12 protein-coding genes and 2 pseudogenes are annotated in these 12,911 nt (G+C 71.0%); 10 read left to right on the top strand and 4 right to left on the bottom strand.

The genetic code is table 11. From position 1 onward, the window contains the following. Positions 1-39: 39 nt before the first annotated feature. The 3 genes from ACFWU9_RS23700 to ACFWU9_RS23690 form a co-directional block, all read right to left on the bottom strand. Complete coding sequence (locus tag ACFWU9_RS23700; RefSeq protein WP_384321525.1) at positions 40-1,386, bottom strand: lysine N(6)-hydroxylase/L-ornithine N(5)-oxygenase family protein; 1,347 nt, start codon at positions 1,384-1,386, stop codon at positions 40-42. Beyond that, entirely contained in the window at positions 1,383-1,967 is a 585-nt protein-coding gene (locus tag ACFWU9_RS23695) for a hypothetical protein (RefSeq protein WP_384321523.1), read from the bottom strand. The genes ACFWU9_RS23700 and ACFWU9_RS23695 overlap by 4 nt, the downstream gene beginning before the upstream one ends. A 230-nt stretch (positions 1,968-2,197) precedes the next feature. Beyond that, entirely contained in the window at positions 2,198-2,422 is a 225-nt protein-coding gene (locus ACFWU9_RS23690) for an MbtH family protein (RefSeq protein ID WP_384321521.1), read from the bottom strand. Positions 2,423-3,462: 1,040 nt separating this feature from the next. Here ACFWU9_RS23690 and ACFWU9_RS23685 point away from each other — a divergent pair. Both ACFWU9_RS23685 and ACFWU9_RS23680 read left to right on the top strand, forming a co-directional pair. Beyond that, positions 3,463-3,828 (top strand): hypothetical protein, encoded by a 366-nt coding sequence (locus tag ACFWU9_RS23685; protein WP_384321520.1) that lies wholly within the window; start codon positions 3,463-3,465, stop codon positions 3,826-3,828. After that, positions 3,774-4,244: pseudogene (locus ACFWU9_RS23680) on the top strand (AMP-binding protein); the annotation flags it as partial. The gene ACFWU9_RS23685 and the pseudogene ACFWU9_RS23680, both read left to right, overlap by 55 nt. Before the next feature lie 236 nt (positions 4,245-4,480). Here the strand turns inward: ACFWU9_RS23680 and ACFWU9_RS23675 are convergent. Further along, positions 4,481-4,606 (bottom strand): annotated as a pseudogene (locus ACFWU9_RS23675) (DUF1707 domain-containing protein); the annotation flags it as partial. Between the two features lie 250 nt (positions 4,607-4,856). Here ACFWU9_RS23675 and ACFWU9_RS23670 point away from each other — a divergent pair. The 8 genes from ACFWU9_RS23670 to ACFWU9_RS23635 all read left to right on the top strand — a co-directional run bounded on the left by ACFWU9_RS23670 (position 4,857) and on the right by ACFWU9_RS23635 (position 12,866). Then, complete coding sequence (locus ACFWU9_RS23670; RefSeq protein ID WP_384321518.1) at positions 4,857-5,501, top strand: GntR family transcriptional regulator; 645 nt, start codon at positions 4,857-4,859, stop codon at positions 5,499-5,501. Further along, the gene (locus ACFWU9_RS23665) at positions 5,498-6,409 is read left to right on the top strand and encodes a dihydrodipicolinate synthase family protein (protein WP_384321516.1); all 912 of its coding nucleotides are present in this window, start codon (positions 5,498-5,500) and stop codon (positions 6,407-6,409) included. Before ACFWU9_RS23670 ends, ACFWU9_RS23665 begins: the two co-directional genes overlap by 4 nt. Continuing rightward, positions 6,406-8,184, top strand: a complete 1,779-nt coding sequence (araD, locus tag ACFWU9_RS23660) for an L-arabinonate dehydratase (protein WP_384321514.1) — start codon at positions 6,406-6,408, stop codon at positions 8,182-8,184. Before ACFWU9_RS23665 ends, araD begins: the two co-directional genes overlap by 4 nt. Before the next feature lie 169 nt (positions 8,185-8,353). Next, positions 8,354-8,713, top strand: coding sequence for a hypothetical protein (locus ACFWU9_RS23655; RefSeq protein WP_384321511.1), 360 nt, complete (start codon positions 8,354-8,356; stop codon positions 8,711-8,713). A 94-nt stretch (positions 8,714-8,807) separates the two neighbouring features. Then, positions 8,808-9,821 (top strand): polyprenyl synthetase family protein, encoded by a 1,014-nt coding sequence (locus ACFWU9_RS23650; protein ID WP_384321509.1) that lies wholly within the window; start codon positions 8,808-8,810, stop codon positions 9,819-9,821. A gap of 89 nt (positions 9,822-9,910) precedes the next feature. Further along, entirely contained in the window at positions 9,911-11,104 is a 1,194-nt protein-coding gene (locus ACFWU9_RS23645; protein ID WP_384321507.1) for an oxygenase MpaB family protein, read from the top strand. A 159-nt stretch (positions 11,105-11,263) separates the two neighbouring features. Beyond that, on the top strand, positions 11,264-12,184 hold the full coding sequence (locus ACFWU9_RS23640; RefSeq protein WP_384321648.1) for an endonuclease/exonuclease/phosphatase family protein: 921 nt from the start codon (positions 11,264-11,266) through the stop codon (positions 12,182-12,184). Between the two features lie 184 nt (positions 12,185-12,368). Beyond that, positions 12,369-12,866 (top strand): Rieske (2Fe-2S) protein, encoded by a 498-nt coding sequence (locus ACFWU9_RS23635; protein WP_384321505.1) that lies wholly within the window; start codon positions 12,369-12,371, stop codon positions 12,864-12,866. Positions 12,867-12,911 lie beyond the last annotated feature (45 nt).

The raw sequence follows: 12,911 nt of genomic DNA, 5'->3' as shown, positions 1-12,911 counted from the left end.
TGCGAGCGGCGCCGGTCCCGCCATTCCTTGTGTGCGGGTTCAGCGGATCTCGCTCCCGGCCGCCGCGGGGACCGCTCGCCCGGCGTCGCGCTGCCGGAACCGGGCGGCGACCGATTCGGCTATCTCGCCGCTCCGTACGGCGATGTTCGACAGCAGCGAGGAGGTCAGACCGTGGGTGTGTTCGGTACCGCCCTGAAGATAGATGCCACATCGCATGTCGGGGGCGGTGACGACGCGGTAGTCCCGCTCCACCCGGTACTGGCCCGCCTCGTCGCGCAGACAGAAACGGTCGAGGTCGCCGAGCAGGGCCGTGGGTTTCATGGTGCTGTAGCCGGTCGCGCAGACGAGGGCGTCGAATTCGAGTTCGCGCACCTCTCCGTCGGGGCCGACCTGGAGCGAGACGCGCGTCTCGGCGCCGGCGCGCTTCACACTGGTGACCCGCGTCAGATTGAGGAACTGAAGGCGTCTGAGACCTCGTACCTCGTCGTCGTACGCACGGCGGTAGAGGTCCCGGATCACCTCGTCGTCGACGACCGAGTAGTTCGTGTTGCGGTGGTACCGCCAGAACGCCTCCCGCGTCTGGTCGGTGCCGAAGTAGTAGTCGTCGACGGCCCCGGGGTCGAAGATCTGATTGGCGAAGGGAGTGTCGTCCGCGACGGAGTAGCCGTAGGACGGGATGACCGAGTACACCTGCGCGTGCGGAAGTTCGTCGTACAGAAACCTGGTGATCTCGGCGGCGCTCTGGCCGGCCCCGACCACCGCCACCCGGCGCAGCTCCTCGGGGTCCATCCGGTGGTACTTCTCCAGGAACTCCGAGCTGTGCCAGACCCGTTCGTCACGCTCGGTGCCCTCGGGCATGCTCGGGACCAGGCCCGTCGAGATCATCACGTTCCGTGCCTCGACCACGCGGGTGCCCCGGCCGGTGGCGTCCGACACCTCCAGGAGCAGTCGGTCCGCCTGCTCCGGATCGACGCCCGGCGGAAGCCGGATCGATGTCACTTCCGCGCCGTACTCGATACGGTCGGCCACCTGCGCCTGGGCCCATTCGAGGTACTGGTGGAATTCCTGGCGCGTAGGGAAGAAGTCCTGGTTGTTGACGAACTGCGGAAGACGCCCCGCCTCGTGCAGATACGAGATGAAGCTGAATTTCGACGTCGGATTCCGGAAGGTGACCAGATCCTTGAGAAAGGATATCTGCATGGTCGCCGACGGCAGCAGCATGTTGCGGTGCCAGCCGAAAGAGGACTGACGCTCCAGGAAGAGGGTGCTGATCTCCTTCTCCGGACCATTCGCCCGATACTCCTCCAGGGCGATGGCGAGCGACAGGTTTGACGGACCGAACCCGATTCCGACCACGTCGTACGTCTCGTGTTCACGGACACTCATAGATGATCCTCCCGCTGGCATGGCGTGATTTGCGATGCGCTGTTCGCATCTTCGGCCGGTGATCTTCCGCTCCGAATTCGTGGGAGCCCTCTGTCCGTGGGAGCCCTTTTCCTGGTGCGGGCCGGGCAGACCGTGCTCGGCGGCCACTTTCGAGTAGTTGTCCCAGGGCTCGTCAGCGCCCGCCGGCTCGGGGCCTCGTTGCTCTGATCGACGCGACTTGAGGGGATCTCGGGCTCGTGGCGCTGCTCGGTCGGACCGGCGCGGACCGCCCTGCGGAGTTCGTTGCGGGACCACTTCTGCGCTTCGGCCTTGCCCAGCCAGAGGTCCTGCTCCGGTGGCGACAGACGGGTGACCTCGGCGTGGTGCGCGAAGCTGAGGGTGTCCCGCCTGCGGTGGTGCTCGAACCGCCGCCCCACCCAGGCGTAGTTGCGCAGGGTCTGGTCCGACAGATTCCGCGGGAAGGCCATCCCCGCCTTCTGCACCTTCGCCTGGTTCTCGACGAAGGGCGGACCCACGTCGCGTTGTGCGACCTCACCGCCGGTTCCCGGCTGCCTCGCCTGGTAACCGCTCCCAGTGCTCACGGGACGCTCCCTCATTGCTTGCTCTTCGAACCCGGCGTGTCCGCTCGAATCAGCCCGCTCACGCGCTCCGCGGCTCCCCGCCGGCGGGCGCCCGCCGGCCTCCGGCGACCGTGAACCGGAATGCCGCCTACCGCGGCGGTGTCCCGCGGGCGCCTGCCGTACGGCCTTCCAGGTCGGCACCGCCGGTCGCGAGCGGTGCCGACGGTTCCGGCGCGTCGACCCGACGGCCCTCAGTCCGCCGCCATGGCCTCCTGGAGGCTCTTCGGACGCATGTCGGTCCAGTTCCGCTCGACGTACTCCAGGCACTCGGCCCTGGCCGCCTCACCGAAAACCACCCGCCAGCCCGCGGGGACCTCCGAGAACACGGGCCACAGGGAATGCTGGTTCTCGTCGTTGACCACGACGTAGAAGCGGCCGTCCTCGTCATCGAAAGGGTTCGTGCTCACTGCCACCATCCTTAATCGTCACGGGGGTTGTGCCTCGGAATGGGAAATCGCGAGAGCTCGACGCGTGTTCACGGGTCGGACTTGTCCTGTCGACAGGACACCCGGCATCCACGGCCACCCCGGAATCTGACGCCACGCTAGGACCCGACCGCCGACGCCGCAAGGACGTCGGAATATCGGCTCCCTGCCGTCGGTCCGGGCCTGTATCCGGCCGGTTTTCTGTGCCACGATGGCGCCGAGCGGCGACCCGTGGACGGGCCTTCTCGAATGCTGGTTGGGCCAATCTCCTCCCGTCAAGACCGTGAGATATCATCCCAGTTGATTACGGCCCGCGCGATGGCCCGCAAAGGCCGGTCTCCCGGGCGGAGAGAGGTCGGAAGAGTCCGGCCCGGCCGAATCCCGTCGGGCGGCGACCGCACTCACGCCGGAACGAGGGCAGACAATTCCCGATCGAATTCTCCACGTCGTGCCGGCCGGTATTCGACACGGTTCGACATCCACCGTCCATCTGCCCCCAAGGACACTTCCGAGCCGTCCGGAAGTCCCGTCTGGAGGCAACTCACATCCCCTGGCGCTGCGCGAACCGGCGGTCGACGCGAGCCCCTCGCTCGGCGGGCCCGATCTCCCGTGGGTCCTCGGGGACCCGGCCGGGGCGGGCGCGGCCGGCACGGTCGTACTGACCGCCACGGCGGTCGTGGCCGACGCGGTACCGGCCGTACCGGTGGCGGCCACCGCGGTCGCCCTGGCCCGTTACGGCCGTACGGAGCGCGCCGAGTTCGCGCGCGGGGGCCCGGAGACCGCGGACGCCCTGCGCGCGGTGGCGCTCCCGGTGGAGGACGCCACGCTCGTTCCCGATCTGCTCGACACCGCGGCCCAGGCTGGCGCCCCGGGCGGCGGGCCGCCGTCCGGGATGCCCGCGGTCGGTGTCCTGCTGACCGAGGCGCGCACCGGTAACGACTACCGGCCCGTCCTCACACCCGCCTTTCCCGTGACACTGGCGTGGGAGTACGGCGCGGACGGCAGGCGGGGCCCTGCACTACGACGAGGGTGTGCTGGACCCGGTGGTCGCCCGGCAGTTCGCCGGGTACGTCGACCGTCTCGTGGAAACGCTGGCCGGCGCTCCGGCCGGGGCCCGGGTCGGTGACATCGCGCCGATGGACGACGATCAGTCCGCCGCCGTCATCGCCGCCGGGCGCACCCCGGCCAAGAGCGAAGCGGTGGCCGCGCCCCTCCACGAGCTGTTCCGCGAGATGGCCGCCGCCCGGTCTGACGCCCCCGCGCTCACCGATCCGGACCGCACGCTCAGCTACGCGGAACTGGACGCGCTGTCCGTCGCCGGCGCTCTGCGCGACCGGGGGGGGTGGCGCCGGGGGACCGGGTCGGTGTGTGCCTCGCCGGTGAGGCCGATCTGGTGATCGCGCTGCTGGGTGTGCTCAAGACCGGTGCCGCCTATGTCCCGATGGATGTCACGTATCCGGCGGAACGGCTGGTCCACACGGTGACCGACGCCGGCACCCGGGTGGTCCTCTCCTCCGGGGCGGACTTCCCGGCGGTGGAGGGGGTGACCGTGCCGCACCGGGGCGAGTTGTCCCGTACGGGCGGTGAGCCGATCGCCGACCCGGGCGTCGGCGCGGACGACATCGCCTACGTCATCTACACGTCCGGCTCCACGGGGCGGCCCAAGGGTGTCACGGTGCCGCACCGCAACGTCGGCGCGCGCCTCACGGCGACCACCACCGATCTCGGACTGGGGCCGGAGGACACCTGGGCGCTCTTCCACTCCAGCGCGTTCGACTTCTCGGTGTGGGAAATCTGGGGCGCGCTGCTGACCGGCGGGCACCTGGTCGTGGTCCCGTACTTCGTCGCCCGCAACCAGGAGGACTTCCACGTCCACCGTCCTGAACCAGACCCCGTCCGCGTTCGCCGTCCTCAAGGAGGCCGATCTCCGCGGCTCCGCCGAGCTCGCGGTGCGTCTGGTGGTCTTCGGCGGCGAGCCGCTGGACGTGCGGGTGCTCCAGGACTGGTTCCGCGGACACCCCCACACCCCGTGCCGGGTGGTCAACAGCCGAGGCGTCCGTCCAACTCCTCGTGGGTGATGTGCCCTTCGGCGTACGCCTCCCGCAGGCGCCGCACGGCCATGTCTCGGTCGTCTTCACGGATCGGTCGCGGCGAGCTTCTCGACAGCGGGTTCACTTTCTCACCCTAGCCGGGTGATAGGGCCGCGAACAGGTCGAGACCAGGCGCCCGTTGGGGAATGGGACCGTCTCGTACGGCGGCTGGGGCCCGCTCCGCGGCAGGGGACGGCGGCCTGGCGGACGTGGTGATCACGCACGCCGCCGACGGGTTCCGTGTGAAGCGTTGACGAGGCATCCGAGCGGTCGTAACGTCGTCGCGTCGTACTTCATACGTCATATATGAGACGCGAGAGGTGGGAGCAGCTCCCATGGCCTTCGCTCCGAGCCCGATCCCCTCCCGCACCCAGTTCGTGCTGGACGCGATCAGACACAGCATCCTGACCGGTGATCTGTCCCCCGGTCAGGCCCTGGTCGAGACCGAACTCGCCGCGCGGTTCGGGGTGTCGAAGACCCCGGTGCGCGAGGCGCTCAAGACGCTCGCCGGTACCGGCCTCGTCGTGCTGAGCCAGTTCAAGGGCGTCACGGTGCGCGCCGTCGACGCGGCCATGGCCCATGAGGTCTACGACGTACGGCTGTTGCTCGAACCCGAGGCCCTGCGGCGCTCACTCGCCCGGCGCGCCTCCCTGGACGCCGCCCGCGACGCGCTGGTGAGGGCGGACAACGCGGTGGACCGGGCCGAACGGTCCCTCGCCAACCGGGAGTTCCACCGCGCGCTGTACGTCTCCTGCGGCAACCCGCTGCTGGTCCGGATGCTCGACGAGGTACGCGACCAGGCCGCTCTCGTCTCCACCGTCGCGTGGGCCGCCCACCCCTCCTGGGAAGGGGAGGCCGAGGAGCACCGGGAGATCCTGCGTCTCGCGCTGGCCGGTGACGCGGCGGGCGCCGTGCTCGCCCTGCGCGAACACATCGCCTCCTTCGTACGGAGGGCGTTCCCCGAGGGAGACCAGCTATGACAGGCCGAGGTCTCGACGCGGCGCGGAACGCGCTCGCCGACGTCGTGGCGATCCCCGTCACACCGTTCACCGCCGACGACACCGTCGACACCACGGCCCATCGCGCCCTCCTACGGAGGCTGATCGACGGCGGCGTACGCACCCTCACCCCGAACGGCAACACCGGTGAGTACTACGCCCTCACCCCCGACGAGCGCCGGGCGGTCACCGAGACGACCGTCGAGGAGGCCGCCGGACGGGCCTGCGTCCTGGCCGGTGTCGGCCTGGAGGTGCCGACCGCCGTCGCGTCGGCCGAGCACGCCCGGCGGGTCGGCGCCTCGATGGTGATGGTCCATCAGCCGGTCCATCCGTACGTGTCACAGGACGGCTGGATCGACTACCACCGCCGTATCGCCGACGCGGTGCCGGAGCTGGGAGTCGTCCCGTACGTCCGCGATCCGGAGCTGACCGGTGAGACCCTGGCGGAGCTGGGCGAGCTGTGCCCCAACGTCGTCGGCGTGAAGTACGCGGTGCCGGACGCCGCGCGTTTCGCGGCCTTCGCCCGGGACGCGGGCCTGGAACGGTTCGTCTGGGTGGCGGGCCTGGCCGAGATGTACGCGCCCTCGTACTTCGCGGTCGGCGCCACCGGCTTCACCTCGGGCCTCGTCAACGTCGCCCCGGCGCTCTCGCTGGAAATGCTGGAGGCGCTGCGCGCCGGCGACCACGCCTCCGCCATGGCGGTCTTCGAGCGGATCCGGCCCTTCGAGGAGCTGCGCGCGGCCCGGCGCTCCGCCGACAACGTGACGGTCGTCAAGGAGGCGCTGGCCGCGCTGGGGCACTGCCGTCGCGACGTACGCCCGCCGAGTCATGTACTGCCCGAGGCGGTACGCGCCGAGGTGGCCGCCCTCATCGCGGGCTGGCCGGCATGACCGCCCCAGAGACCGCCGGCGAGGCGTCCGGCGACGTCCCCGAGGGGCAGGTCGCCCCCGAGTCCCTGCGCAGCCACCAGTGGTACGGCAGCGGCATCTCCTCGGGGCTGCGCTCCTTCAGCCACCGCGCCCGCACCCGCCAGCTCGGCTACCTCCCCGAGGAGCACCTCGGCAAGCCGGTCATCGCGATCCTCAACACCTGGTCCGACATCAACCCCTGCCACGTCCATCTGCGCGAACGCGCCCAGGCCGTCAAGCGCGGCGTCTGGCAGGCGGGCGGATTCCCGCTGGAGTTCCCGGTGTCGACGCTCTCGGAGACGTTCCAGAAGCCGACGCCGATGCTCTACCGCAACATGCTGGCGATGGAGACCGAGGAGCTGCTCCGGTCCTACCCCGTCGACGGCGCCGTCCTGATGGGCGGCTGCGACAAGACCACACCCGCGCTGCTGATGGGCGCCGCCTCCGCCGACCTGCCGGCCCTCTTCGTGCCCGCCGGGCCGATGCTCCCCGGTCACTGGCGCGACGAGGTCCTCGGCTCGGGCACCGACATGTGGAAGTACTGGGACGACAGACGCGCCGGACTCATCGGCGACCGCGAACTGGCCGAACTGGAGAACGGCCTCGCCCGCTCCCCCGGCCACTGCATGACCATGGGCACCGCGTCGACGCTCACGGCCGCCGCCGAGGCACTGGGCGTCACCGTTCCGGGAGCCTCCTCCATCCCGGCCGTCGACTCCGGACACGAACGGATGGCGGCCGAGTCCGGACGCCGCGTCGTGGACCTCGTCCGGCGCGGCCGCAGACTCTCCGAGATCCTCACAGCCGAGGCGTACGAGGACGCCGTCGCCACCGTCCTCGCGCTCGGCGGCTCCACCAACGCCGTCATCCATCTCATCGCGATGGCCGGCCGCTCCGGCGTCTCCCTCACCCTCGACGACTTCGACCGCGTCGCCCGCACCGTGCCCGTACTCGCCGATCTGAGGCCCGGCGGCAGGTACTTGATGGAGGACTTCCACTTCGCCGGCGGACTGCCCGGCTTCCTCTCCCGGCTGACCGACGTCCTGCATCTGGACCGGCCCACCGTCACGCACGACACCCTGCGCGAACAACTCGCAGGCGCCCAGGTCCACAACAGCGATGTCATCCGCGAACGCGACAACCCCCTCGCCGACGAGGGCGGCGTCGCCGTGCTGCGCGGCAACATCTGCCCGGACGGCGCCGTCATCAAGCACATCGCCGCCGAACCCCGGCTGCTCCGCCACACCGGGCCCGCCGTCGTCTTCGACGACTACCGCGAGCTGCAACGCACCATCGACGATCCGGCGCTCGCCGTCACCGCCGACCATGTGCTGGTCCTGCGCAACGCCGGTCCCAGGGGCGGCCCCGGTATGCCCGAGTACGGCATGCTCCCCCTCCCCGACCACCTCTTGAAACAGGGCGTACGGGACATGGTCCGGCTCTCCGACGCCCGTATGAGCGGCACGAGTTACGGCGCGTGCGTGCTGCACATCGCTCCCGAGTCGTACGTCGGCGGGCCCCTCGCACTGGTCCGTACCGGCGACCTCATCACCCTCGACGTCGAGGCGCGGAGCCTGCATCTCCACGTGACCGACGAGGAGTTGGCCGTTCGCCGCGCCGACTGGTCGCCCCCGCCCGCCCGTTACCCGCGTGGCTACGGCGCCCTCTACGAGGAGCAGATCACCCAGGCCGACACGGGATGCGACTTCGCGTTCCTGGCGCGCCCCGGGGACGTACCGGACCCGTATGTGAGCTGACGGGGAACGTAGGCCCGGACGGCACGGACACCGGAATCGACCCCCGCCGGACACCTGAACGAGTGATCACTTGATCGGGTATCCGGCGCGTGTCCCCGACGCCTGCCAGGCACTCTGCTGTCAGGGGCGGGCACGCACGTGACCGGCCATCGGCAGAGGGGTGGAGACCGTGCGTGTACCGAATGACGTCCATCAGGAGGGTGAGGGCGGCGGCCATCCGGTCCTGCTGCTGGCCGGCCTGGCCGATCTGGCGCTGAGCACCTGCGGGTCGGCCCTCAAGGCCGCGGGGGGTCTGCTGAGCCGCTCGGACATCGGCGCGCTGGCCGCCCAGGGCAGGGAGGATCTCCGGGCGCGCGGCCGGCTGGCCATGGACCGCACCGGCGCCTCCGGTCCCGGCACGGGCACCGATCCGACGGGCCCCGGCCTCTTCGGCACGGGGGGTGAGGCGCACATGGAGGTGCTCGCGCGGCACGCACAGCACCGGGCGGCCTCCGCGGCCGACGGTGGTCCCGGTGGTCCCGGTGCCTGAGCCGTCCACGCGGACAGAGGGAGCAGAGCGGACAGAGGGAACCCAGCACACCGACCGGACCGAGCCGACCGACAGGAACACGCTCAAGTCCCGCGTGGACCGGGAGCTCGCACGGTTCGTGGCGCCGGAGGCCGAGGCGCTCCTCGCCCTGGACGCCGAACTGGCCCCCCTCGTCGACGTCCTGACGGCGGTGACCGCCCGGGGCAAACGACTCCGGTCGGCCTTCTGCTACTGGGGCTGGCGCGCGGCGGGCCGGCCCGACAGCGACGCGATGGTACGGGCGGCGGCGAGCATGGAACTCGTCCACGCCGCCGCCGTGGTCCACGACGACATCATCGACGACAGCCGTCTGCGGCACGGCCTGCCGACCGCGCACCTGGCGCTGCGCGAGGCGTTCACCGAGGGGAAGCGCCCCAAGGAACGGGCCCGGTCGATGGCGATGCTGGCCGGAGATCTGCTGATGGCCTGGGCCGGGCAGATGTTCACCGGCTGCGGGCTGCCCGGGGCCTATCTCGCCCAGGCCCGCGGCCTGTGGGCGGTGCTGGCACGGGAGTTGATCGCCGGGGAGGCGCTGGAGCTCCTGCACACCGGCGGCACGCCCGACGTACGGCGATCGCTGAAGGTGATCCGCTACAAGACGGCCAAGTACACCGTGGAGCATCCGCTGCACATCGGCGCCGCACTCGCCGGCGCCGATCCCGCCCTGCGGGAGGTGTTCACCGACTACGGCCTCCCGCTGGGCGAGGCGTTCCAGCTGCGGGACGACCTCATCGGTCTGTTCGGCGACCCCGCGACCACCGGCAAGTCGAACACCGACGACGTCTCCACCGCCCGTCCCACCGCCCTCATCGCCCTCGCCCAGGAGGCGGCCACACCCGCCGAGCGGCGCGAGCTGAAGAGCCTGATCGGCCGCCGTACCCTCACCGCCGATCAGTTGGGACGGGTGCGCGCGGTCGTGGAGCGCACCGGCGCCCGCGACCGCGTCGAGTCCATGATCACCGAGAGGGTCGAGGTCGCGGTGGGCGCCCTGGGCGGGGCCGGTCTGCCCCGGACCGCCCACCGTTCGCTGACCGGGCTGGCCACCGCCGCCACCAGCCGACCGGACTGACCGGCACGGGCAGGCACGAGCGCGGCCTTACGACTCCGCCTGCCGCCGGATCTTGAGCCCCCCAACTCCCGCTCTCGAAAGGTTCGTCCGTGGCCTACACCGAAGACTCCCTCGACGCCCTGCGCCTCTCCGGCGACGAACTGGCCGACGCCACCGTCGCGACTCTCTTCGAGCGGGGCGAGGTCGGCAAGTTCAACTCCCTGATGCGGTACGTCTCCACCGTCGGACAGCAACTGCCCGACGGGCTGCCGGAGGTGGCCCGGGAGTATCTGAACCAGACCTCCGGGCCGCCGGACTGGGTGGACTGGGACGAGATGGAGAGGGCGCGGATGTTCTTCATCGACAACAACGTGCACATCTCCACCGCGCTCTCCTTCGCCTCCATGCCCGCCTGTTACGTCGTGCCGCACATCGCGAAGCTGCTGTCGGCGACCCACTCGCTCAAGTACCCGTCGAAGCGGATGGCGGAGACCGGGCAGTTCACCGTCTATCTGATGCAGCCGAACGCCTTCGAGTCGGGCAGCCGGTTCATCCCCGCCGCCCAGAAGGTCCGGCTCCTGCACGCGTCCATCCGCCACCATCTGGCCCGCGAGGGGCGCTGGGACGTGGCCGGTCTGGGGACCCCGATCTGCCAGGAGGACATGATCGGCGGGCAGATGATGTTCTCGATCCAGGTCCTGGACGCCCTGCACCGCCTCGGTATCCATATGAGCCAGGAGGGCGCGGAGTCGTACTTCTACGCTTGGCGGGTGGTCGGCGCCATGCTCGGTGTCGACCAGGAGCACGCGCCCGCCGACCTGGAGGAGGCGCGCCACTTCTCGGACCTGTACATGGCGCGCCACATGGGCCCGAGCCCCGAAGGGGCGGAGCTCACAGGGCAGTTGATCGACCTGTACGAGGAAGTGGTGCCCGGGACCCTTCTCGACCCCGTCGTGTCCGCGCTCATCCGCCATCTGGTCGGGGACACGAGCGCCGACTGGCTGGAGGTGCCCCGCACCCCCTGGGACACCCTCGTCAAGGCGGTGCCGATCCTGCTGAATCTGCTGGAGACCGTCGAGGACCGCTCACCGTTCGGGGCGTGGGCACTGGACCGCCTCGGCCATCTCACCACCGTCCTCGAACTCTCCTCGCTCACGCGTGGGCGGGTCATGCACTACGCCATCCCGGAGCAGCTGAGGAAGGAGTACGGCCTCTCCGCCGTGCCTCGCAACCGCCGCTGGACTCCCCCGGCCCCGGTCCTCTCCCAGCCGGGTGAAACTGATCCGCCCGATCGTTCGTCTTGATCAGCACGGTCAAGCGGATGGGAAGCCATGGTGGAGCGGGTACGGGAGGACGGCGCTAAGACGTCGGACGCGCCGGGGCGGTCGGCCTGGGCCAGGGTGCGGTCGCTCCGGCCGGTCCGGCCGGGGAGGCGGGCGGCGTGGAGCCGGGAGCGGGGGCGGGTGCTCGCCGCGCTCGCGGTGCTGACGGCAGCGCTGCTGGCGTTCCATCGATGGGTGCCCAACTCCCCCGGTCGGCTGGGCAGTTCGCTGGAGACGTTTCTGCCGTGGCTCGGCCTTGTGGCCGTGCCGGTGCTCGTCCTGGCGTTGCTGCGCCGCTCGGTCCTCGCACTGGTGGCCCTGGTACTGCCGGTGGCGGCCTGGACGTATCTCTTCGGCGGGCTGCTCCTGCCCGCCGGCGCGGAGGCCGACGCGTACGACCTGGTCGTGGTGCAGCACAACGTCAGCGACACGAACACCGACCCGGCGGGCACCGCCCGCGCCCTGGCGGAGGCCGAGCCCGACCTCATCGCGCTGGAGGAGCTCACGCCCCCGGCGCTGGCGGCGTACGAGAGGACGCTCGCCCCCGACTACCCGTACCACGCGGTCAGAGGCACCGTCGGTCTCTGGTCCAGGCATCCGCTGTCCGGCACGCGGCTGCTGGACATCAGGCCCCGGGGGATCCCGGAGGGGTGGGACCGCGGGCTGCGGACCGTGGTCGGCACGCCGCACGGTGAGACCGCCGTGTACGTGGCGCACCTGCCGTCGGTCCGCTTCGGGGCGGGCGGACTCGCCTCGTCCGCGCGCGACGAGAGCGCCGGCCTGCTCGGCGAGGCGCTCGCCGCCGAGAAGGTGGGCCCGGTGATCCTGCTGGGCGACCTCAACGGCACGGTGGACGACCGCGGTCTCGCCCCGCTGACCTCACGGATGACCGTGGCCGAACGGGGCTTCGCCCTCAGCTTCCCCACCGCCTTCCCAGTGGCCCGGATCGACCAGGTCATGGCCCGCTCGGCGACGGTGGCCCACATCCGGACCCTCCCCGCGACCGGCAGCGACCATCTACCGGTCGCCGCCGGGATCACCGGAATCGGAGCGGGAGACTAGGGCCTGCCTGGGAGGATGCCCACCTCCCGGCGGCCGATCGCGTCCTGGGCGACGCCGGTCCGATGTCCCCCGGTGGTCCTTGAAACTTTGAGAAAGTTCTCCGGAGGTTGAACACCGCGCCGCACCGGTGCGTACCCACTGGAGGAACCGGCCGCCGGAGCCGGGCACGGGACAGGGAGAAGACATGACGGGAACGCAGGGCACCGCGCGGACGGCCACGGGCCGGACGGTGGCACGCCGTACGGTCGTGGCGGCGGCGGGCGCCGTCGGCCTCGGCGCGGCGCTGGTCGCCTGCGGCTCGGACGACGAGCCGTCGGATTCCGCCGCGGAGACGCCGGCGGGCGAGGGCGGGGCGGAGGACGGCGCCAACGGCGACAGCGGGGCCGCCGGCAAGGGAGAGGTCCTCGCCAAGACCGCCGACATCCCGGAGGGCGGCGGCAAGGTCTTCGAGGACAAGGGAGTCGTGGTCACGCAGCCGACGGCCGGTGACTTCAAGGCCTTCTCCGCCGTGTGCACCCACTCCGGCTGCACCGTGGGCGACATCTCCAACGGCACCATCACCTGCCCCTGCCACGGCAGTCAGTTCAGCGCGGCGGACGGCAGTGTGAAAAAGGGCCCCGCGAGCAAGCCGCTGGGCGCGGCCTCGATCACCGTCGAAGGTGACTCGATCTCGCTCGCCTGAGGGAGCCCCGCCCGACGGACAGACCCCGAGGGACCTTCCTCCGAG

The sequence above is a fragment of the Streptomyces sp. NPDC058653 genome (genome assembly GCF_042716895.1).
Taxonomy (GTDB): Bacteria; Actinomycetota; Actinomycetes; order Streptomycetales; family Streptomycetaceae; genus Streptomyces.
Note: the sequence above shows the minus strand (reverse complement) of the source record. Positions and strands in the feature narration are given on the sequence as shown.